Source organism: Paenibacillus canaveralius (assembly GCF_047238265.1).
In the GTDB taxonomy this organism is placed as follows: domain Bacteria; phylum Bacillota; class Bacilli; order Paenibacillales; family NBRC-103111; genus Paenibacillus_F.
The window spans coordinates 1,882,861-1,904,195 of record NZ_JBDFMM010000001.1 but is presented as its reverse complement, the minus strand read 5'-3'; the positions used below and the strand labels follow the sequence as shown (position 1 = coordinate 1,904,195).

The following is a 21,335-nucleotide window of genomic DNA, read 5'->3' as shown; positions in this document are numbered from 1 at the left end:
CACGGCTTTAATCGTTGCCATTTGTTACGCCTCCTTGTTGGGTCCGGCCGCAGACTCCGTTGGCATGCGGATGGCGCTTTCCAGAACCGGCACCCGTTTAAGCGCGGCCGCCGCTTTCTGTGCGTCCTTCACTTGAGGAAGGACGAAAATTCCGAGCGTCCCCGAATCCAGATGCAGCTTGGCCATCGGCATCAAGGCTGGTTCTCCGCTATCCCTGTAAACTCCGAGGACGGTGGAAATATCGTGCAGGATAGCCTGGCGCTGGCCCAGATTAGCGAGTGTCACGCGGGCGTCGGGATTTTTCGGAACGGCCAGCAGGCCTACCCCCTGCCTTCCGATGAGCTCCCGGTCGCTCTCCAGGCCGACGTTCATGATATAAATATCGCCGACATACAGATTAGGGCCGTCCAGCCGGACTTCGCTGATCCGGATATCCGCGATATGGGTCATATTTTTTCCCGTCTTGAAATAAATCGATACTCCGACGGCAGCCAGTCCGGCAGCCGCCCCCCAATACCAGGCAAAAACGAGGGTAAACAGAGACGCCATCATAGACGTGAAAATGACGAGGTAATTTCGTCCTTCGAAAACCATGGCGATGCCTTCAATGTAGGAGACGCCGCGAGGCACCAGCTCCATTTGATCCACCTGCATCAAGCTTTGGCGCTCCATATTCCGCACATCGCGGAACTGTTGAGCCGCAACGGTCAAGAACGTGACGGCCGTGTAATTTTTGTCGAGCAGCGCCGGTACCGCAACCGCACCGAGACCGGCCGCAATCACCCCCAGCGAAACATGAATGATTTTGCCGTGGGGATAAGTCGGATATTGACGATAATCCGTTCGTAACAAATACAGACGGGACGCGATGCCGAAAAACAATCCGACAAAGACAGCGACCGTTTCTTTTTGCGACAACATATGCGCTATCATTTCCTCCAACCTCGCTTTCGCCGGATCCAATGACGGGCGGTCGTCCTGCATCCCGAATATATCCATTCAAGGAAGACGGTCAGTATCCGCGCCGTAAAAAAGGAGAGCCACCATTTATCCAGAAACGAGGGTGTACCGAGATGAACCGGCATCAAGCCGTGGTGCATATAGGCAAAAGAAAGGTCTCCCGCAATCATGGATACCGTCAAAGACACGTATTGTTCGGCTGCTCCCCGGTGCATTCCCATTACCAATACCGCAAGGACAAGGGCAATATCCCATTCGGGTTTCAGCACAATCATGACCGGATCCACGCTGTACAGCTCCAGCATCAGCAGATGAACGGCACCGAGCAGCAGACCGGTCGCAAAAAGATGCCCGCCTTCCCAAAGGCTCTTCTTGCGGACCGCGATCAGAAGCGCCGTACAGACGGCCACGGGGACCGTTCCGTTGATGAGTGCCCCTCCCGCTGAAACGGTCATTAGGGCGGCAGGCAGCGCGAACACAAAAAAAAGAAGTATGTCGCGTCCGGATATACTTCTCATAAAAATTTCCCGCCATCCGCTGAGCAGAAATATGACAGAGATGGCGAGGAGTACGGAAGCAAGATAACCTGGATTCATAGTTTGTCACCCTAGTTCGTTTCGTTACTCCTAGTATGACAAAACATCCCGTTTTTACTCCGCTTCCGTTCTGCAGGCATATTCAGTTAAATCGATCCGGCGGGCCCGGCACCATTCCGCGGTCGATCCCGTGATTATCACGGGACGTGCCCACAGCTGTTCGATGCGCGTCGTTCCCAGAGCGGTCATCATCAGAACGATCCCCTGGTGCAGCTCGTCGATGTGATCGATTAAAGCTTGCGTGCCTTCGCTTTGCAGTACTTTAAGCAGGGCTCCGGCCATTCCGGCCGCCGAAGCGCCAAGGGCCAGCACCTTGACGATATCCTCGCTGGTGCGGATGCCTCCCGTGGCCATGACTCTGCCTCGCTCATAGACTTGCAGCGCCTCGATCAGGGTCACGCTCGTTTTCATGCCCCAGTCGTTTAGCCAATCGAGGGGAACTTTTCTCCGCGCATTCTCGATTGCGGCGAAATTGGTGCCTCCGGAGCCGCCGACATCCAGAATTTGTACGCCCGCCGATTTGAGCAGTCTCGCGTTCTCAAGCGGAATGCCGAACCCGACTTCTTTGACGATCACAGGCACTCCTGTGCCTGACGCAATGCGGCTTACGCGCTCCAGCATGCCGTGGAAGCTGCGGTCGCCTTCGGGCATGATAAGCTCCTGCATAACGTTCAAATGGATCTGAAGCGCGTCCGCACGAAGCATGTCCACGGCGCGGGACGCCTGCTCCAGCGTCGCTTCGCTGCCCAAATTCGCAAAGACGAGCCCGTCTGGATTCATTTGACGGACAATCCGGTAGCTCGATTCCTGCAAAGGATCCCGCAAGGCGGACATTTGGGAGCCGACCGCCATGGCGAGTCCCCGTTCCCGGGCCGCTACCGCAAGCTCACGGTTTATTTCTTCGGTTTCACGTGCTCCTCCGGTCATCGCATTTACGACAATCGGCGAACTCAATTTGAGTTCGCCGATTGTCGTAAAGAGAGCGACAGACTCGGTGGAAGCGTCTGGCAGGCAGTTAGGCACCAGCTTGACATCCGTCAACCCCTGGTTGCCGGACTGTCCAGTCTGGAGCGCAAACTGCACGTGATCCATTTTGCGCGATGAGCGCATTCCGCTTCCTCCTGTTCAAGTCGTCCATTATTTTTTAAATTTGGAAAGCTTGTCGCCGAAACGCTCGCCGAGCGTCATGGACAGGCCTTGATTGCTCAGGGAAACATTCTCGTTGCCAGCCAGTTCTTTCTGGTGGTTGGAGGATCTTTCCGGTCTGGAAGAATAGTTGGAAGGTGCGGAAGATGCGGTTTGAGCCGGAGCTTCTTCCGTTTCCTTGATGCTGAGGCTCACGCGCTTCTCAGCCGCGTTTACGTCAAGGACTTTCACTTTAACTTCCTGGCCTTCTTTCAGAACTTCCTGAGGAGTCGCGATGTGACGGTGAGCGATCTGGGAAATATGAACCAGACCTTCAACGCCCGGAGCGATTTCAACAAACGCGCCGAATCCGGCAAGACGTTTTACCGTACCGGTAATGATTTCGCCGGTCGTGAAAGTTTTCTCCGCTTTTTCCCAAGGACCTTCTTGAGTCGCTTTCAGGCTCAGGCTCACTTTGTCTTTCTCCGGATCTACTTTCAGAACCTGTACGCTTACTTTGTCGCCTTCTTTAACGATCTCGGAAGGGTGCTCGACATGGTGCCAAGCCATTTCGGAAATGTGAACCAGGCCGTCGATGCCACCGATATCCACGAATGCGCCGAATTGAGTCAAGCGCTGTACGGTACCTTCGTATACTTTGCCCACTTCGATTTTGCTGATGATGTCTTTCTTCTGCGCTTCATATTCTTCATCCAGAACGTCTTTCTGGGAAAGGATCACTTTGTTCTTCTCGCGGTCGATTTCTTTCACTCTCAGGCGCAGTGTGCGGCCCTTGTAGTCGGAGAAATCTTCAACAAAGCTGCGTTCTACCATGGATGCCGGTACGAAGCCGCGCACGCCTACGTCAACAACGAGGCCGCCTTTAACCACTTCGGCCACGACAGCTTCGATGATAACTTTCTCGTCCAGTTTTTGCTGCAGGGTTTCCCATGCTTTTTCACTGTCAACAGAGCGCTTGGAAAGAACCAGCTTTTCTTTGTTGTCGTCAATCGTTACGATTTTAAGCTCAATTTCCTGGCCCTCTTGAACCGCTTGATCCGCGTTCTCGATTTGGACGGAGGAAAGCTCGCGAAGCGGAATCGTGCCGTCGTACTTGTAACCGATATCTACGATGGCTTGATCCTGCTCGACTTTAATGATTTTGCCTTTAACGATGTCGCCTTTCTTAACGGCTGCGACTTGGCTCATCGCTTCTTGAGCTTCTTGGCTTTCGTTCGTTTGATTTTCGTTTTTGATTTCTTCTGACATGGGATACCCTCCTCGAAAATAAACACACCGACGGTTAATTTTGTATAGGCATCTGCACGGCGCGGATTGCGCGGCAGGATTTCCTTACAACCGGGTTCGTTTTTTAGTTAAGCGACTTCTTTCCGGTGTTCCCGGATCAAAGTCTGAATTTCTTGCATGATGTACTCGGTCACCTGCTCGAGATCGGCCGATCCGGCTTCGCTGAACGGGGTCAAATCAAGCGGTCGCCCGTAAATGACCGTCATTCTGCCGAACACCTTGTAATCTCCGATGATTGCGGTCGGCACAACGGCCGCCCCGGATTTCAGGGCAAACATCGCTGCGCCCTTCTTTCCGACACCGGGATTTTTACGGCTTCCCTCCGGAAAGATGCCAAGTACGTTTCCATCCCGAAGCAAGTTCAGCGTTCCCTTGATCGTTTCTTTGCTGACGCCTCCCCGTTTAACCGGAAAAGCGCCAATTTTACTAATAATTAGACCTAAAACCGGAATTTGAAACAGCTCCGCCTTCGCCATAAAATGAACTTTGCGTTTGAGGCGGATGCCGACAAGCGGAGGATCAAAGTTGCTGATATGATTGGAACAGAGCAGTACGCCGCCGTGCTCGGGGATGTTCTCCTTACCGATCACGCGAATCCGGAACAGCAGGGAGTACACCACATTGCAAACTCCCCGCGCGAAATGGTAAAAGCTCATGCTCTTTCACCGCCTGTTCTCAACCGGCACATCTCCAGGATGCTCTCCACCACTTCGGGAATGGTCAGATCTGTACTGTCCAGCATTACAGCGTCGGCCGCTTGTACAAGGGGAGATACTTCCCTGCCTTCATCCAGCATATCGCGGCGGGCAATGTCCTTTTCCATCTCTTCGAGAGTGGTTGCCATTGCCGTGCCCTGTACTTCTTGAAACCTTCGTTCGGCGCGCTTGCGCACGCTCGCGGTAAGGAAGATTTTCACTTCCGCATCGGGGAGCACGTGAGTGCCGATATCCCGGCCGTCCATCACGATGCCCTTGGAAGCGGCCATCCGCTTCTGCTTGTCTACCAGAAGCTTCCTCACTTCCGCGATGGCGGCGATTTGTGAAACCTGGTCCGTAACGAGCTTGGTACGGATATCGGAAGATACATCCCGGCCGTCTACAAATACAAGCTGTCCTTCCGGCCCCGGCACGAGCTCGATCTCCATACCGGCAGCCGTATCTGAGACGGCCTCCGTGTCCAGAGGGTTAATCCCGTCCTGCAGCACCTTCCAGGTGACCGCCCGATACATCGCTCCCGTGTCCACATAGACAAAACCAAGCTCGCCGGCGACCTTGCGGGCTATGGTGCTCTTGCCTGCACCGGCTGGCCCATCTATCGCGATATTAAATTTAGTCAAAACAAAGGCTCCTCCTAACAAAACCTTACGAACAAAAAAGCAGGCGCAGCCTGCTAACGCTGTAAATTATACCATAGCCGGAAGACAGATGCAAAAGTGTGCGGCCTACCTGAATTTGCCGGAAAACCGTTATTCCTCCGGCTGCCTGACGTACGGCACTCCTTCCAGAGGATCGACCCGCGTGATTTCTTTACGCACGGCCGGAAATTGAAGAAGCAGCTGGCTGATCAGCAAGCCGGCCAACAGTACGCATAAACATCGTACGAGCATCTTCTCGACCCGCTCGGAAAATTCAATGAACAGACGTTCGTAACGTTCATAAGTTAATGGGCGTTGCTGCCCGGACCTCCGGATATTCACTGGCATCCTCCCGCAAACGAGCCTTGTTTGGAATGCAGTGTTTCCCGGACGGGCCGAATTTATGTAAGCTACTTCTTGCGGAAATCGAATTGTTTCTCAAAGCAGTACTGAATCAGCTTCTGACGGTCGCGGTCCGTAATTTCGCTGAACTGCAGCATGACGATTTTGCGTCCCGTCTCCAGCGTTTTCACCCGCACGACCTCCGCTTTGAAAGGCAGATGTTCCAGCGTTCCGTTCTTGTAAGTCACAAGAAGCCAGCAGTTTACCTGGGTGACATGGTCCTGAAATTCACTGCCTTGGCAGGTGAAGGAAACTCCGCCTCCTCCGACGTCCTCCGTCAAGGCTACGATAGGAACCGTATCGCCAGCCTGTACGGAAATTTCCAGCTCGGCCGGAATCCGCAGAAAGCTTCTGCGCTGGACTTTCGTAATCGAGGCCGGATCTGGCATGGCCAGGGCGACCAGACGGATCCCGTCTTCCTTGAAGCCGATGACCGAGGTCTGGAAATAATTTTTAACGCCACCGTCCGTCACGAAAAAGGCGCTTACCTCGTCCCCCGTATAAAGGCGTTTCAACCGGCCCGTCCGCTCGTTGATGGGGGTTTCGATCCACAAACGGTCCGGCAGCACGTCCGAAATTCTCGCTTTGTATTCTTGTTTCGCTTCTTCTTCGTCAATCGTATTGACGTGAAGATGCAGCACCTGGTTAATTTTCATAAGCTGAGCCACGGTAACCTCATCCTTTTTTTCGGCTAAATCCTGCATGTTTCTACTTGATTATAGCACGCCTCCACCATTTAGGAAGACACAAAAAAGCGGCACGGGGTTTCCCCTGAAGCCGCTTTTTCGAAAGGATTCCGTCAAGTGCCCTGCTTAACAGGCTGCTGCTTCGCCTGCTCGGCGTCTTCCCTGCGGATCGTTTCCACTTTTTCTTCCGTGCCGTCTTCTCCATTAACATAAATCCGGTACGTCTGACCGTTCAGACTGCCGATAAATTCGTGGCAGAGCACTTCCTCATTGAGATCGTTGACGATAAGCGCTTTGGTGTGGCGGGCCACTTTCAGACTGAGGGCTCAGGTGGCTTCTCGCCTCTTCTTTCGAAAGCTTCGGCTCCTGGTCGATATTTTTGTGATTGCGGTTGGCAAAGACAAAATCGGTGGCCTGCAGCCCAAGAATCTGCCCGTCATCCAGTGCGACGTTTACGACAAGCTTCTCCGGATAAATGACGGTGTCCTTCTCTTGTCTGGCGAACGTCATATTGCAGATATTCTGATGACGGTCGAAGCTGACCGCAGTCATATTTTTATACCCGTGCCGCTCCAGAAACTGTGCCGCCGCTTCACGCGATTGCTCGACCTGAAGGTTGGATGCCTTCACTTCACGGGGATTCATGAAGTAAATGAGCTGACCGCCTTTTTTCGTGAAGTCCATCGAGATATCGCTGCCGTTATTACCCGGCAGTGAGCATGTGTACGACTCATACTCGACCCCGCCGCTGCCGTTTTTGACCACATTAAAAATAGCCGGGTTGTTGACCCCAAGGAAAGCGGCTGCCCTCTTACGGACTTCCTGTTCGTCAATCTCTGGACCATCCAGCATTTGAGCCGTGTATTTCGACTGGGTAGACAGAGTGAACGGACCTTCTTTCAGGTCATTGTATGCCCCGACTTTTTTGTCCACCGTCTTGAAGCCGTCGATAATGGTATTGTCACTCGGCTCCTTATTGGCACTGAGGGCCAGATCCACATCCATCCAGCGCAGGTTATTCGCGATAACCTTCTCCTGGACTCCGCGCAAGTCCCCCGTAATTTCCTTGGAATGCTGGTACAGGGTGCTCAGCGTTTTTAATTCGCCGTCCGTCAGGGGTTTTTTGGTCAAATCCCGCGTCGATGTCTGGTAGCTGAACTTTGCCACGTTGGACAGAAATTCTTCCGTTTTGTTAAAAGGAAGAAGACCCAGCGGCAGTTGGTTCACTTCGTTTTGCGCCTGGCTCGTCAGCCTCCAGACGTTCACCAGACCCTTGCGGTAGGTGTCATTGGACGTTGAATTAATCGCCAGCGTGTTGCCCAGCTCCGTATGCAGCTTTTCGACATGATAGGACAAATCGTGAAAAGCACGCTGATACTGATTTTCCGCCTTGATGGACACTTCATTTTTCTGCTTTTGCTGGGAATATCCCCAAACCCCCGTACCGACCAATGCCGCAGCGCACACCGGAAATAAAACCATACTCATTTTTCTGTACATGCTTGTAAACTCCTTTCTTAGGCGATATTGCCGTTATTCTCTGCCTTCGAAAGGAAGTTTATACAGCAAAAAAAGCCTGCACGTCACGCGCAGACTTTCTTGCTTTTCTTCCTGTCACCGGAGTTCGGTCAGTCTTCCGTTTCAACCTCTAAATCGTGCTCGTTATCACAAATACAGCGTTTAAAGCCGGTCTCGATTTTGCCTTTGTCCCGGCGCCCTTTCAGGATAAATCGTTCTCCGCACTGTTTGCAGCGGATCGTAACTTTCACCCGGTTCACGGTCATGTGTTCACCTTCCGCGCCATCGCTTGCGCAACAAATAAGTGTTCTCATAACCAGTATGGTCACCTTTAGCCGATTTTAAACTCCTCTTCCCCGCGGATGATTCGCAGCGGAGACCTGTCATTGGCCCGGTCCACCTTCCAGAGTGTACGGATCCAGAGGAGCGTCATAAACGGCAGCATAAACCAGATCCAGTTATTCGCCGCTACCAGCAAAATGTAGTCGAACGCACCGTGCCACAAGATAGGCAGGAACAAAGAAGCGAGCAAATATTTGCGCTCATGGGTGCGCATAAATTTGGCTTTCCCGAGATAGTACCCCATCATAACGCCGAAAAGCGCGTGTCCCGAAACGGGAAGCAGAGCGCGCATAAGCAGCGAGGACATGCTGATGCCGTTCGCGAACGCGTAGAGAATGTTCTCCAGCGTAGCGAATCCCAGGCTGACGGCCACGGCATAAACGATCCCGTCGTACGGCTCGTCGAACGAATCGTGACGGTAAATCAAATGGTACACCACGAACCATTTCAGAAATTCTTCCAGGCCGCCGGAGATGAAGAAAGCGAAAGTAAAACGGTTATCCCCGCCAATTTCCTGCATAAACGAATTCTGAAGCACCATGGCCGGAATAACGAGTAAAACCCCGCATAAAAACAGCTTGCCGACCAGATGAATCGGCTCCGTTTCGTAACGGTCCTTCAAATAAAAATAAGCTAGAAGGGAGATTCCGGGAGCGACCGCCGCCATTAGAACGGAAAACATGTTCATCCCATTTCCCCCTTTCCGATCCGGTGAACGATTCCGTTCTTCTTATACCCAACCACGGAAACGGGCGGCTTCCGCCATTTTGCGAACGCCGGTCATATAGGCCGCCAGACGCATATCGATTCCGCGTGTTTTATGAATAGTATAGACATTTTCGAATCCTTTTTCCATCACTTCTTGAAGTTTGGAATGAACTTCTTCCTCCGTCCAGTAATAACCTTGGTTATTTTGTACCCACTCGAAGTAGGAAACAACCACGCCGCCGGCGCTTGCCAGTACGTCCGGTACGAGCAGCACGCCGCGCTCCGTCAAAATTTTGGTCGCTTCGAGCGTAGTCGGTCCGTTCGCCGCTTCGACTACGATGCCCGCCTTGATGCGATGGGCGTTCTCTTGGGTGATCTGGTTCTCGATCGCGGCCGGTACGAGAATGTCGCAGTCCTGCTCCAAAATTTCCGTGCTCGGCATGACGTTCGGGAACAAGTTCGTCACCGTTCCGAAAGAATCGCGGCGGTCGAGCAAATATTCGATATCAAGGCCGTCCGGATTGTACAAAGCCCCGTTCACATCGGCAATTCCGACCACTTTGGCCCCGGCTTCATGCATAAACTTGGACAAGTAACTTCCCGCGTTGCCGAATCCCTGTACGATTACCCGTGCGCCTTGAAGCGGAATACCGCGTTTCTCCAGCGCTTTGTTGATCATGATCGTGACACCTTTGGCCGTAGCCGTCTCGCGTCCGTGGGAACCTCCCAGCACAATCGGTTTGCCTGTGATGAATCCCGGAGAATCGAACTCGCGGATGCGGCTGTACTCATCCAGCATCCAGGCCATGATCTGGGAGTTCGTCATGACGTCAGGCGCCGGAATGTCCTTGTTCGGACCTACGAGCTGGCTGATCGCCCTTACGTACCCGCGGTCTGAGCACTTCCAGTTCGCGGAACGACATGCTGCGCGGATCACAGATGATGCCGCCCTTGCCGCCGCCGTAAGGCAGATCCACGATGCCGCATTTAAGGCTCATCCAGATGGAGAGAGCCTTCACTTCGTCTTCCGTTACGCCGGGATGAAAGCGGACTCCGCCTTTCGTAGGTCCCACGGCATCGTTATGCTGGGCGCGGTAGCCCGTGAACACCTTGACTTTGCCGTCGTCCATCCGGATCGGAATACGAACCGTCAGCACGCGGAGCGGCTCCTTAAGGAGCTCGTACATCTCGTCGGAATATCCCAGTTTCTTCAAAGCTTCTTCAATAATCGTTTGAGTAGATTCCAGCACGTTTAAGTTTTCGATGTTAGCCATGTTGACCACCTCGTGTATGTATTATAACGCAATGAAAATAAAGCATCCTGCAAAAACAGTTGTTTTTGGAGAATGCTTTATGAAGCAGGTGCCGCCTATATCTTGTCCGGCATGCAGCCACCCGGAGCCGTGCACATTCGGGCAAGGTCGGGAATGGTCCGCGCCGGTAGTTGGAGTGTAAGGCATCATGCGAAATGCCGGCATAATTCCTGGACCGCGTTAGCTTCAATAACAGCTTTTCCATACTCTTCGAGCACGGCCTTCGTCACGTTGGTCGCATCCCCGTACTCGGATAGAACGGCGATGAGCGTCTGAAGCTTGCCTTCCGGCAGATCAGTCGGTTCGAGCTGAAGGATCCACTTGTTTTTATACGTATAAAGCGCTCCACCATCCGTTAGCATCGGATTGACGACTTTTGAAGCACGCAGCAAATCTTCGAAATCGCGGAAGGCGTAAGAAATGATGTCGCTGTGTTCCAGCGTTACTTCCATTTCGTACACTTCTTCGTCATCATGGTCATCCAGCAAATCCGCTTGCAAGGACAAGTCCATGCTGCCCCTGGTCACAATGACGACCATTCCCTGGGCAGGGAGCGCAAAAACTTCTACAGCTAAAGGTCCTGCAGGTTCGAAACCCAATTCGGAATAGGCCTGATCCATCATGTCGCTGAAAAGATCGTGAACTTTGGGGATTTCCCTCCACATGTCATCTTTCTGGATGCCCCGTTCCGTCAAATCATCGAATGTAAGGAAAATCCGTATTTTATCCGGGCTTAAACGTTCGATTTTCATGACAGGATCCTCCTTTCCATGACACCTCTGTTTGAATGGTTATAAACAAAATATGCCGGTTTGAAAACCATGGTGTGTGTGCTTGCGGAAACAAGCACGCTTATGGGTGCCACCTAGTATTAGTATACCATGTTAGAGCCAAAATGTTAGCTATGCGGCAAAAATTTAAAGGCACCTTCTCTGCGGAATGCAGAAGAGGTGCCTTTCGGTCGCTTGTGCTCCCGGCGGTGCGGCCGGCGCGGCTTTACACTCAGTGAGTCGCCGAGGAAGAAGTCGCGTTTTTCACCAGAATCTCATCTACGGCCGCTTTGACCTGTGAATCTTTGGCGATCAGGTTTTCCAGCGATTCCTTACCGTCCGAAGAATGAGACGCGCCGGATGCGTGAGATGCGTGGGAAGAGCCCGAATTGTGATCCGCTTGCTGCTTGGACCCTTCCTTGCCGCCTTTTCCGGACACAAAATTTTTCGTCTGTCCGATCACATCGTTTAAGGAGCTGCCGATTCCGCCGCTTTCCGAGCTGAACATGGCGGATCTCATGTTTCTTATCCGCTTGCCGGCATACAAAGCCAGCGCGGCGCCCGCGACGCTTCCGATTAGGAAAGTGCCTATTCTCATCCCGTATCCCTCCAAGTTGTTAAAATGTATGAGTCTTGATTAGAGTGTGTCCGATCGGCAGGGGCCATGCGTCCCTAAAGTGGGAATAGGAGGGATTGGGTCCCTGTCATTTCGGGTCGTTAAGGGACAAAAAACCTGACGTCCCCCGTGACGAACGGCTTATATGCACCGCGTGTCTTCGGGTTTGTCAGGAATAACCGGGTTGCGGCCGGACTCCGCCTGTCAAGTTCCGGATGTATAACGGATCCCCCACCATCCTAGGCCCATGACGAGCAGAATGAACAAAAAGAGAAGCAGACGGTAAAACCAGCGTGTAACTTTGGCCCGTTCGGACGGATGTACCGAGACTTCTTGGAGGCAGGTAGTGGCTCTCTTCTTCGTTTTCATTCAATAAATCGGTTTCCGCGAGTATCGGCTGTTCGTACTCAATCCCCTGTGTCTTGTTGCCTTCCATGCCGGATTACTCCTCCTTGCCGTAACGTAAGATGCAGCCCGAAATAAAATCAATCATAAAATGGGCGAAAATAGCGGTCCACAGAGACCCGGTATGGATAAAAATCCAGCCGATCCCGTAGGAAATGCAAAAAACAAGCCCCGTCATCAGCCAATGCTGGAGATAACGGATATGGATGGCCGCAAAAACAATGCTCGTCCAGTAGGGGCCCATATAATGCTGAAGGCCCGCGCGGAACAGCAGTTCTTCGCAGATCGAAACCAGCAGGCAGATAACCGCGATATGCCAAAGCGGACGCCTGCCGAAGATGCGTTTGTTCACTCCCCCGTCATCCATGACTTCCTCGGGGACAAATTTGGTAACGATCAGATCCGCCCCCAGCACCGCCAGTGCGATACCGCCTCCCCAGAGGACGATCGACCAGCCGGGCGCCAAGCTGAAAAGGCTCCGCCAGTCCGCCCCTTGAACGAAAAGCATAATAATGCCGATCACCAGCAGAATCGCCTGAGTTCCATATAAGTTAATAAGCAGCATCCGGTCATTGAGGTCATCGATCCGGACGTCCGTCTTAATGCGGATATTTTTCAGCTCTTTCCATTTCCAGTTCCATTTTCTCATGATGGTCCTCTCCAGGGAATTTCCCCTATTCAAGCCGTTTATTTGACCGTGATTCCGCTTCTCCAAACCATCATCTTCATACTATTAACATACCATGAATCTCACATAGAGGAAATCTTGTCCTCTTAATAGAACGGATAAATGCGTTAAAAGTTCCACGGCGGATCATAAAAAAGCGCCATCCGCAGCGGATGGCGCTTTACATTCAGCAGGGTTAGGCGTTTGTTTCTCTCAAAATCTTGACTCGTCTGGCCTCTTAATCGTAGGCAAAACCGCGCAGCATCGCCAAAGCCGCCATGCCGCCCCGGACATTTACCAGCTTGTCCGGATCGAAGCCGTTTCTTTCCAGGTACCCGCACACCATTTCGCTGCGCACACCGTGCGCGCATACGACATACAGGTGGGTGTCAGCATCCAGCTCATCCATTCGCTCCGGGATGGTATTCATGGGGATAAGCTCCGGCTCCTCCAAATGGTAATAGTCCCATTCGTACGGCTCGCGGACATCCACGATTCGGATTTCTTTAAGCATCTCGGGTTTGTCTAAGAGCTCGAGAAATTTTTCGGGCGCAATATGTTTCATGCAGGCATCTCCTTTTTTTACATGCGCTTACATGTGGAAAATTTTCGGTTTAACAGAAGAATAGCGAATATTAACTCCGATTACAAGGGTAATAGTACGGATTTATCTCCCTATTTGGCGTTTCGTTTGTTAAAACGGCGTGAATATTCGGGTAACCCTATTGACACGTTGCCGGGGCCATGTTACATTAAGTGAAACTTAACGACATATACCACGTTAAAGCGTTGACGGAGACCCGTATGGTTGGACAGCCTTTCAGAGAGCCGATGGTTGGTGCAAATCGGCAGGACGCCTTCATACCAAGCACTCCGGAGCATTGAACCGAAGCGAAAGCCGCAGGTTCGATCGGCAGAACCCGTTATCGTTCAGGTCCCGACACGGACCGATAAGGCCTTGCGTGAGAACGCCGGGTGAAGTAGGGTGGCACCGCGAAGATAACTTTCGTCCCTTCATACGGGTTACGTATGAGGTTCGGGAGTTTTTTTATTTTCCAAGAGGAGGCTATATACATGTTTAAAGTACTTGTATCGGATCCGATCAGCGATATGGGGATCCAAATGCTCTACGACGCAAGCGATGTTGAGGTGGACAAAAAACCGGGATTAAGCGAAGACGAGCTGGTTGCAATCATCGGCGAATACGACGCCCTTCTCGTCCGCAGCCAGACCAAGGTTACCCCGCGCATCATGGCGGCCGCTCCCAAGCTGAAAGTAGTCGGCCGCGCCGGTGTCGGCGTCGATAACATCGACCTCGAAGCGGCGACCAAGAACGGCATCGTTGTCATTAACGCGCCGGACGGCAACACGATCGCTACCTGCGAGCATACTTTCGCGATGATGATGTCGGTAGCCCGCTCCATTCCGCAAGCTTACAAAAAGACCGTCAGCGGTGAATGGGACCGCAAATCGTTCGTGGGCGTCGAGCTCCGCAACAAAACGCTGGGTATTATCGGAATGGGCCGCATCGGAAGCGAAGTCGCCAAACGCGCCAAAGTCTTCGGAATGAAAGTGATCGGCTACGATCCGTTCCTGACGGAAGACAGAGCGGAGAAAATCGGCGTTAAGCTCGGCACGGTCAATGATATCGCGGCCGCGGCCGATTTCATTACCGTCCATACCCCGCTGACGAATGAAACGCGCCATATCGTAGGCCCGGCTCAATTCGCCATCATGAAGAAAGGCGTCCGGATCATCAACTGCGCACGCGGCGGAATTATCGACGAGAACGCCCTCGTGGCCGCGATTGAGAACGGCACGGTAGCCGGAGCCGCATTCGACGTATTCGAGCAGGAGCCGCCTCAAGCGAGCCACCCGTTCCTGAACAACCCGAGCATCATCGTCACGCCGCACCTGGGCGCGTCGACCATTGAAGCTCAAGAAAACGTGGCGATCGACGTCTCGGAAGAGCTTCTGCATATTTTGCGCAACGAGCCTTTCAAAAATGCCGTGAACATGCCGCCGGTACCGGCTACCGTGATGAGCAAACTGCAGCCTTACTTCAATCTCGGAGAAAAGCTCGGTCTTATCGCCGGTCAGCTGACCGAAGGACCGGTCAATGAAATCGTCGTCAGCTACTCCGGCGATCTTGCCGATGTCGACACGAATCCGTTGACCCGTTATATCGTCAAAGGCGTTTTCACCCAGCATCTCGAAGGCATCAATCTCGTGAACGCCATGCATATGGCGAAATCCCGCGATATCAACGTCACGACACAACAGTCGTCCACGACGGGAACGTTCACCAATCTCGTGACGATTACCGTAAAATCGAAGCAGGGCGACCGTACGCTGGCAGGTACGCTGCTGGCCGGTTACGGAGAGCGCATCGTGCGCATCGATCAATACCCGGTCGACTTTGCACCGGAAGGCTCGCTTCTTCTCATCTCGCACAACGACAAACCCGGCATCATTGGCCGGGTAGGTACGCTGCTGGGCAGCAATGACGTGAACATCGCGACCATGCAGGTAGGCCGTACGGTAGTCGGCGGATCCGCGATCATGGTTCTGACGATCGATAAAACCGCTCCGAAAGAAGTCATTGCCGAGCTGGAGAAACAGCCGGAAATCGTCAACGTTCGCCAACTGGGCATCTAAGCACTTTTCGGCCGATTTAATCTGATCCGGCGCTTGTAACGTACGTCACGGCGCCGGTTCCTTCCTTATCCGGCCTGCGGAATGTTTCACGAACAACAAGATTTAAATCGTTTTTTCAACAAAAAAGGCGGAAAGCAGCTGAATGACTCAGCAGGCTTTCCGCCTTTTGCGCGTAATCTTGCAGAGCACAGGGCCGAAACCGTGGGGAGCCGCCCCGAGCTTGTACATCCCGTCCGTCCGCCCGGCCGCCCAGCTCCCCATGCCGGCTCTCCCTGTTCCCTCTTCGCTGTTAGGGACGAAAAAGGAGACTGGACGGGCCAGCGTGCCTTAACGCGCTTTTCACGGGAGGAGGATCGTAAACGTCGTCCCCTGCCCGAGCTTGCTGCGCATCGTAATCGTTCCCTGATGGGCGTCCACGATATTCTTGACGATGGCAAGGCCCAGGCCCGTTCCGCCTGTCGCTCCCCGTGTCCGGGCCTTGTCCGCTTTATAGAAGCGCTCGAACACGTAAGGGACATCTTCGGCCGGAATCCCCTGGCCTTCATCCGTCACTTCCAGCTTGCAGCCGGGAGAAGACTTGTACGTGTAAGGCTCCGCCTTAATCGTAATCGTCTTCCCGGCCGGCGTGTGCCGGAACGCGTTGTCGAGCAGGTTGGTGAGCACCTGCTCCAGCCGGTCTTCATCCGCCGTACAGTACAGCTCCCCCTGAGGGAGCTCGATATCCAGGCGGATGTCCTTCTCTCTCGCCAGGACCGTAAATTTGCGGTGCATCCGTTTCACGAGCCCGCCGATATCGGTCCTGTTGAAGTTCATCTCGAGATGTCCCGCCTCCATGCGGGCCAGATCGAGGAGATCCCGGACGAGGCGGCCCATGCGCAAAGCCTCGTCGTAGATCACCTGAGCGAGCTCCTTGCGCTCCTCGGGAGATCCGGCGATGTCGTCCAGCAGCGCCTCGCTGTAGCCCTGCACCATCGACAAAGGCGTGCGCAGCTCGTGCGAGACGTTCGCGACGAAATCTTTGCGCAGCTTGTCGAGCCGGAACTCCTCCGTCACGTCGCGGAGCACGGCGACGGCGCCGCGTACCCCGTCGCGTGAATGAAGCGGCGTCATGGCGACGGACCAGACATCGTTCTCGACATGAAGCTTGTCGGTCTGCTCCCGCGCCTCCGTCACCACCTGGTGGAACATCGGCTGAAGCGGAGCGGGAATATGCCGGTCCAGCGGCAGAGGAAGCGCAGCCGGAACGCCGCCGTTGACGGGCGGCCCGTCCGGATTCCAGGAGAGCTCTTCCCACTCCTGGATGATTTTATCCCCCTGCGGGTTCGTCACGATGACTTTGCCGCCGGCATCGAACGTCATGACCGCATCGGTCATGCTCCTGAGAACGCTGGAGAGGTTTTCTTTTTCATGACGCAGGGCTTTCACGTTCTCCTGAAGCTCTTCACCCATCACGTTGAACGATTTGGCGAGTTCCCCGATCTCATCGGAAGAAAGAATCGGAACCTTCGTGCCGTATTCCCCCCGGGAGATTCTGCCCGCCGCGTCTTTAAGCTGAAGCAGCGGCCGCGTGATCCGGTAGAACAGGAAGAACGCGAACACGGTTGTCATCAGGAAGCCGATAATCGAAACGATCACGAACAGGCGGAAGACGTCCCACTGGGTCGCCTCCAGGGACTTCAGGGATTGATACAGCACGATAGCGCCCTGCGTAGCTTTGGCCCCTCCGTCCGGTGTGTCATAAAGCGGCACGGCCACGGCGATATAATCGTTGCGCTGGTTGATTTTCCCCTGCTTGTTATAGGGGATGCGTTTCTCCAGCATCTGGCCGTTCAAGACCGAATTCAGCTCCGCTTCCGAGAAAAAGTCGGCCGCTTTGAAACGGAGAAGCTCCTGGTTTTTGCCCTCGACCGACGGATTTAATTCTTTCAGGCTTTGATCCAGCGCAATCATTCGCGCATCCTGAAGTTCCAGAAGCTGGTTCGCCATCTTGTAAAACTCTTCGTCCTGGAGATGAAGGGCGGCACCGTTCGAATAATCGCCCGCAAGCTGCTTCAGATTATGAACCTGATCCTCGGACTGGGAAAAATATTGTTCCAGCGACTGCACGAGAAACACGCCGAGCGTGATCAGAATAACCGCCACAAGACCGATAATCGTCAGCCAAAGCTTGCCGACTACGCTTCGCAGGCTGAACACGTTACTTCGGTACCTCCAGCTTGTAGCCTACGCCCCAGACCGTCGTAATCATCGCAGCCGCTTCCGGCGATACTTTGTTGAGCTTCTCGCGCAATCTTTTCACATGGGTATCGACCGTGCGCAAATCCCCGAAAAATTCGTAATTCCAGACATCCTTAAGCAATTCTTCCCGGGAAAACACCTTGTCCGGGGATACGGCCAAATAGTGGAGCAGCTCATACTCTTTGGGGGTAAGAGCGACTTCCTGGCCCCCTGCCGTTACGCGGTGAGCGTCGTGCTCGATGACCAGGTGCGGAAAAACGATATTGTTGCTCGAATTCGCATCTTTGGACAAGAAAGCCGTTGCGGACGAACGCCGCAGAATCGCCTTCACCCGGTAGATCACCTCGCGCGGGCTGAACGGCTTGACGACATAGTCGTCGGCCCCGACTTCGAACCCGTGAACACGGTTCGTTTCTTCGCCTTTCGCGGTCAGCATGATGACCGGAGTGGACTTCACTTGGCGCAGACGCGCGCATACTTCCGTGCCGTCGATTCCCGGCAGCATCAGATCGAGCAGAATCAGATCGAAGTCGCGCTCGGTCGCCAGGGTCAGGGCCGTTTCGCCGTCTTCGGCTTCTTCGATGCCGTAACCCTCTTTCTCCAGGTACATCCGAAGCAGACGTCTGATCCGTTCTTCATCGTCTACAACGAGAATATTCAATCTCTGTTCCATGACGTTCACAATCCCTTCCGTCCGTAAACGATTGTAGTGAATGATTTGCTAAAATTATACACCCGAATAGGAGTGCAGGCCAGCGATGACCAAGTTTACCCCGACCAGCGTAAACATAACCACGATAAAGCCGATTACGGCCAGCCATGCGGAACGTTTGCCCTGCCAGCCGCGGGAAAGGCGGAGATGCAGGAATACCGCGTAGAAGAGCCAGACGATCAAGGCCCATACTTCCTTCGGATCCCAGCCCCAGAAGCGGCCCCAGGCTTTATGAGCCCAGATCATCGCGAAGATGAGGGCACCGAGCGTAAAAATCGGATAGCCGATAGCGATGGAGCGGTACCCGATCTCGTCAAGATCTTCCGGGTCCATGCCTTTCATAATGGGCGAAATCGCCTGACCGATCGGCTTGCGCAGGATCAGTCTGAGCAGGACGTACAGGAGAACCCCGATCAGAACCGTCCAGATGACCGTGTTGAACTTCCGGCCGGCATTTTCTCCGCTCATCCAGGAAGGCGCCGTGAACAGCGGTTTATCCATCCCGAGGAAGGAATCCATCGATTCAAGCGTGGTCTGGTAAGGCGCCACGATAGGCGGAAGCACGTAAGTGACGGTTTGGCTCACTTTTTGCTGGGTGCCGTCCTCATTGCCGAGGATTTGTTCTTTCACGAATTTGGCTTCATAGCCGGCCGCATTAAACGTAAATACGGAAGCGATGAATGCGATAAGCATGAAAATAATGAGCAGGGTGAATTCCACCCCTCTTTGCTCTTTCCGGTCGGCGGCCGTTTTGCCTTGAAAATTGACCATCCGGATCAAGTACATTAATCCGGCGGCAAAACCGACAGCGAAGAATGCCTCGCCTGCGGCCGCGGTCGTAACGTGGATTTTAAGCCAGTAGCTCTGCAGCGCCGGAATCAGCGGCTGGACTTCGTTCGGAAAAACGGCCGCGTACGCAATGATGAGCACGACGACCGGCAGAGCAAATACCCCGAGGACCGGGGTACGATAGATGGCGTAGACGATAATAAAGGCGATCATGATCATCATACCGAGCATCGTCATGAATTCGAACATGTTGCTGGTCGGAATGTGTCCGCCCCCGTACCAGCGGGTGAAGAAATAGAGCAACTGGGACACAAGGCCCAAAACGGACAGGCCGTAAGCGGCTCTGCCCCATTTGCGCGCGTGAACTTCGGGATCCCGGTTGCTCCATGTCTTGCCTGCGATTGAAAGTACAAACACCAGAAAAGCCACACAGTAGATAACAAATGAAACAAGCAGCGCGTTCCCGCTGAAACTTAACCAATTCACGTAGCTTTCCCTCCCTTTTCGAGCGTTTTCTGATCCACCGTAATGCCTGTTTTATTCAGTGCCGCGGCCACTTCCTTGCGGACGCCGAACCAGTTCTTGTTCGTGTGCGCGCCCAGTACGAGCCTGCCGTCGTCGATTCTGAGCCATACTCGGCGGTGCTGCCAGTAGAAGCCCATGATGAGACCGATCATTCCGATACCGGCCCCGATCCAGATGTAAGGAAGCGCACGGTCCGTACGGATATTCAGGAAAGAGGTATAGCTGGAAAACGTAACGTTCTCCATCGATCCGACAGATAAGTCGAATTTGGCGCCTATTGATCCGTTAATTTCGTCCTGGCGGAACTCCTGCTTGTCTATTTGTCTCGGGAAATAGATATACGGCTCGCCACTCGGAGAAAGCCCCGGTCCCGTAATCTGAAAAATAAATGCAGGCGCTTTCGCTTCATTCGACTTCGTAATAGGCTCCCCTTTGTCGTCCAAGCCGAATTCCGGGAAATATCCCTTCAACGCGAGCTTGTAAGGCCCTGCCTGATACGAATCTTGAGGATCCTTCATCGGAAGCTCGAAGCTTCCGTAAGATTCGCCCGTCTGTTTGTTCGTCAGCGTCGGCTTGACTGAAATCAGCAGCGGATCTTCTTTGTAATCGTATTGAAAAGCGAGAAGCCCTTTGTAATCGAGCGGTTCGTTCACGATAATTTTCTGCCGGTGCACTTCCTGCAGATCCGGTTTTTTGCCGGGAATATCGCAGTCCGCCTTACAGGTATAAATCACGGCTTCCGTTTCGTAAATTTTCGCGACGTTCCGTTCTCTTTTTCTGAACTCTTCGGTCATTTCTTCCGGCTTGTAAAAATCGATGGTAAACTTCTCGTTCTTGATGTAGAGCGACGTATCGGGAATTTTCTTGATCTCCCCTTCACGCAGCCCCATATACTCATCCATCTGCCAGCCCGGGAAACTTCGCATCAGTACGGCCAGCAGAAAAATAATAAGGCCGATATGAAGCACGTAAGGCCCCCAGCGGCTGAACCGGTACTTCTCGGCAAGAAGAGCGGCTCCGTCCGTATGGACACGATAGTGCTTTTTGCGGAGCTGGCGGGCCATCTGTTCCGTCCATTCTTCTTCGGAGGCGCCTTCCGGAATACGCCCGTCGTAAGCGACCTTCTGGCGGAGCAGGAAGCTGTGGTGCTTCTGGATCTTCTGCTTGGAAAGAGCCCTGTACAGCGGAAGAACGCGGTCCAGGCTGCAGATGACGAGCGAGGCGCCGATCATCAGAATAAGAAGCTTAAACCACCACGATTCGTACGTGTGGGATAAGCCCAGCAAATAATACACGTGGCCCAGCGTTCCGTATGTATCCTTATAGTAAGTGGAAGGGTCTACCTGAATAAAATTGCTTTCCTGCGGATAAATGGTGCCAAGCGAAGAACCGATCAAGGTCAGGACGATTATCGTCACGGCCACCTTCACCGATGAAAAGAAATTCCAAATCCGGTCCAGCCAGGACGGATTTTCCCGCTGGGACCGCCGGGCGACCCCATCATATTTCATTTCAAGCGGTTCGGTCGAAAACGCTTCTTCGGTCAGCGGCTTGCCGCACGATTCGCAGAGCAGAGTCCCTACATGGTTCTGGTGTCCGCAATCGCACTTCGTGTTTTGAAACACGCCGCATTCCCCCTCTAT

Annotated in this window: 19 protein-coding genes, 2 pseudogenes and 1 other annotated feature; of the genes and pseudogenes, 1 reads left to right on the top strand and 20 read right to left on the bottom strand. The window is 53.4% G+C overall.

Annotation, left to right across the window (positions count from 1 at the left end; all coding sequences use genetic code 11):
* Nucleotides 1-24: 24 nt before the first annotated feature.
* From ABC395_RS08935 to ABC395_RS08860, 16 genes and pseudogenes are all read right to left on the bottom strand, one after another.
* A complete protein-coding gene (locus ABC395_RS08935; RefSeq protein WP_103995129.1) occupies nt 25-933 on the bottom strand; it encodes a YIEGIA family protein in 909 nt (302 codons plus the stop codon).
* Nucleotides 930-1,556, bottom strand: coding sequence for a YphA family membrane protein (locus tag ABC395_RS08930; RefSeq protein WP_413002351.1), 627 nt, complete (start codon nt 1,554-1,556; stop codon nt 930-932). The genes ABC395_RS08935 and ABC395_RS08930 overlap by 4 nt, the downstream gene beginning before the upstream one ends.
* Nucleotides 1,557-1,610: 54 nt before the next feature.
* Nucleotides 1,611-2,666 (bottom strand): type 2 isopentenyl-diphosphate Delta-isomerase, encoded by a 1,056-nt coding sequence (gene fni, locus ABC395_RS08925; RefSeq protein WP_413002349.1) that lies wholly within the window; start codon nt 2,664-2,666, stop codon nt 1,611-1,613.
* A 27-nt stretch (nt 2,667-2,693) separates the two neighbouring features.
* Nucleotides 2,694-3,950, bottom strand: coding sequence for a 30S ribosomal protein S1 (gene rpsA, locus ABC395_RS08920; RefSeq protein WP_009674424.1), 1,257 nt, complete (start codon nt 3,948-3,950; stop codon nt 2,694-2,696).
* A gap of 107 nt (nt 3,951-4,057) precedes the next feature.
* Nucleotides 4,058-4,645 carry a lysophospholipid acyltransferase family protein gene (locus tag ABC395_RS08915; RefSeq protein WP_413002348.1) on the bottom strand — a complete coding sequence of 196 codons (588 nt, stop codon included), beginning with the start codon at nt 4,643-4,645 and terminating at the stop codon, nt 4,058-4,060.
* Entirely contained in the window at nt 4,642-5,325 is a 684-nt protein-coding gene (gene cmk, locus ABC395_RS08910) for a (d)CMP kinase (RefSeq protein ID WP_413002346.1), read from the bottom strand. The genes ABC395_RS08915 and cmk overlap by 4 nt, the downstream gene beginning before the upstream one ends.
* A 129-nt stretch (nt 5,326-5,454) precedes the next feature.
* On the bottom strand, nt 5,455-5,691 hold the full coding sequence (locus tag ABC395_RS08905; protein ID WP_413002344.1) for a hypothetical protein: 237 nt from the start codon (nt 5,689-5,691) through the stop codon (nt 5,455-5,457).
* Nucleotides 5,692-5,753: 62 nt separating this feature from the next.
* Entirely contained in the window at nt 5,754-6,413 is a 660-nt protein-coding gene (locus tag ABC395_RS08900; RefSeq protein ID WP_413002343.1) for a flagellar brake protein, read from the bottom strand.
* 131 nt (nt 6,414-6,544) lie between these two features.
* A pseudogene (ypeB, locus tag ABC395_RS08895) lies at nt 6,545-7,931 on the bottom strand (germination protein YpeB).
* Nucleotides 7,932-8,059: 128 nt separating this feature from the next.
* Nucleotides 8,060-8,215, bottom strand: coding sequence for a hypothetical protein (locus tag ABC395_RS08890; protein WP_181024371.1), 156 nt, complete (start codon nt 8,213-8,215; stop codon nt 8,060-8,062).
* A 65-nt stretch (nt 8,216-8,280) separates the two neighbouring features.
* The gene (prsW, locus tag ABC395_RS08885; RefSeq protein WP_103995138.1) at nt 8,281-8,979 is read right to left on the bottom strand and encodes a glutamic-type intramembrane protease PrsW; all 699 of its coding nucleotides are present in this window, start codon (nt 8,977-8,979) and stop codon (nt 8,281-8,283) included.
* Nucleotides 8,980-9,021: 42 nt separating this feature from the next.
* Nucleotides 9,022-10,273 (bottom strand): annotated as a pseudogene (locus ABC395_RS08880) (Glu/Leu/Phe/Val family dehydrogenase).
* Between the two features lie 185 nt (nt 10,274-10,458).
* Nucleotides 10,459-11,064: a genetic competence negative regulator gene (locus ABC395_RS08875; RefSeq protein ID WP_103995140.1), complete on the bottom strand. Its 606-nt coding sequence runs from the start codon at nt 11,062-11,064 to the stop codon at nt 10,459-10,461.
* Nucleotides 11,065-11,314: 250 nt separating this feature from the next.
* On the bottom strand, nt 11,315-11,680 hold the full coding sequence (locus tag ABC395_RS08870; RefSeq protein ID WP_413002341.1) for a hypothetical protein: 366 nt from the start codon (nt 11,678-11,680) through the stop codon (nt 11,315-11,317).
* 460 nt (nt 11,681-12,140) lie between these two features.
* Nucleotides 12,141-12,752 carry a CPBP family intramembrane glutamic endopeptidase gene (locus tag ABC395_RS08865; RefSeq protein ID WP_413002339.1) on the bottom strand — a complete coding sequence of 204 codons (612 nt, stop codon included), beginning with the start codon at nt 12,750-12,752 and terminating at the stop codon, nt 12,141-12,143.
* Between the two features lie 256 nt (nt 12,753-13,008).
* Entirely contained in the window at nt 13,009-13,335 is a 327-nt protein-coding gene (locus ABC395_RS08860) for a rhodanese-like domain-containing protein (protein ID WP_413002337.1), read from the bottom strand.
* A 215-nt stretch (nt 13,336-13,550) separates the two neighbouring features.
* Nucleotides 13,551-13,787: a binding site (T-box leader), on the top strand.
* Nucleotides 13,788-13,844: 57 nt separating this feature from the next.
* On the opposite strand from ABC395_RS08860, the gene serA reads away from it, so the two are divergent.
* Nucleotides 13,845-15,428 (top strand): phosphoglycerate dehydrogenase, encoded by a 1,584-nt coding sequence (gene serA, locus ABC395_RS08855; RefSeq protein ID WP_413002335.1) that lies wholly within the window; start codon nt 13,845-13,847, stop codon nt 15,426-15,428.
* Between the two features lie 339 nt (nt 15,429-15,767).
* On the opposite strand, the gene ABC395_RS08850 is transcribed toward serA, so the two are convergent.
* From ABC395_RS08850 to resB, 4 genes are read right to left on the bottom strand one after another with little or no spacing between them, the layout of a single operon-like run.
* Nucleotides 15,768-17,624: a sensor histidine kinase gene (locus tag ABC395_RS08850; protein ID WP_413002333.1), complete on the bottom strand. Its 1,857-nt coding sequence runs from the start codon at nt 17,622-17,624 to the stop codon at nt 15,768-15,770.
* Nucleotide 17,625: 1 nt separating this feature from the next.
* A complete protein-coding gene (locus ABC395_RS08845) occupies nt 17,626-18,339 on the bottom strand; it encodes a response regulator transcription factor (protein WP_016423993.1) in 714 nt (237 codons plus the stop codon).
* 54 nt (nt 18,340-18,393) lie between these two features.
* Nucleotides 18,394-19,653 (bottom strand): cytochrome c biogenesis protein CcsA, encoded by a 1,260-nt coding sequence (ccsA, locus tag ABC395_RS08840; RefSeq protein ID WP_413002330.1) that lies wholly within the window; start codon nt 19,651-19,653, stop codon nt 18,394-18,396.
* Nucleotides 19,650-21,317, bottom strand: a complete 1,668-nt coding sequence (gene resB / locus ABC395_RS08835; protein ID WP_413002329.1) for a cytochrome c biogenesis protein ResB — start codon at nt 21,315-21,317, stop codon at nt 19,650-19,652. Before resB ends, ccsA begins: the two co-directional genes overlap by 4 nt.
* Nucleotides 21,318-21,335: the final 18 nt, after the last annotated feature.

Coding starts and splice junctions, on each gene's coding strand:
- ABC395_RS08860 (WP_413002337.1), bottom strand. CDS start 13,335: ATGAAACATATTGCGCCCGAAAAATTTCTCGAGCTCTTAGACAAACCC.
- prsW (WP_103995138.1), bottom strand. CDS start 8,979: ATGAACATGTTTTCCGTTCTAATGGCGGCGGTCGCTCCCGGAATCTCC.
- serA (WP_413002335.1), top strand. CDS start 13,845: ATGTTTAAAGTACTTGTATCGGATCCGATCAGCGATATGGGGATCCAA.
- rpsA (WP_009674424.1), bottom strand. CDS start 3,950: ATGTCAGAAGAAATCAAAAACGAAAATCAAACGAACGAAAGCCAAGAA.
- ABC395_RS08905 (WP_413002344.1), bottom strand. CDS start 5,691: ATGCCAGTGAATATCCGGAGGTCCGGGCAGCAACGCCCATTAACTTAT.
- fni (WP_413002349.1), bottom strand. CDS start 2,666: ATGCGCTCATCGCGCAAAATGGATCACGTGCAGTTTGCGCTCCAGACT.
- ABC395_RS08935 (WP_103995129.1), bottom strand. CDS start 933: ATGATAGCGCATATGTTGTCGCAAAAAGAAACGGTCGCTGTCTTTGTC.
- ABC395_RS08845 (WP_016423993.1), bottom strand. CDS start 18,339: ATGGAACAGAGATTGAATATTCTCGTTGTAGACGATGAAGAACGGATC.
- ABC395_RS08875 (WP_103995140.1), bottom strand. CDS start 11,064: ATGAAAATCGAACGTTTAAGCCCGGATAAAATACGGATTTTCCTTACA.
- ABC395_RS08930 (WP_413002351.1), bottom strand. CDS start 1,556: ATGAATCCAGGTTATCTTGCTTCCGTACTCCTCGCCATCTCTGTCATA.
- ABC395_RS08865 (WP_413002339.1), bottom strand. CDS start 12,752: ATGAGAAAATGGAACTGGAAATGGAAAGAGCTGAAAAATATCCGCATT.
- ABC395_RS08870 (WP_413002341.1), bottom strand. CDS start 11,680: ATGAGAATAGGCACTTTCCTAATCGGAAGCGTCGCGGGCGCCGCGCTG.
- ABC395_RS08890 (WP_181024371.1), bottom strand. CDS start 8,215: ATGACCGTGAACCGGGTGAAAGTTACGATCCGCTGCAAACAGTGCGGA.
- ABC395_RS08915 (WP_413002348.1), bottom strand. CDS start 4,645: ATGAGCTTTTACCATTTCGCGCGGGGAGTTTGCAATGTGGTGTACTCC.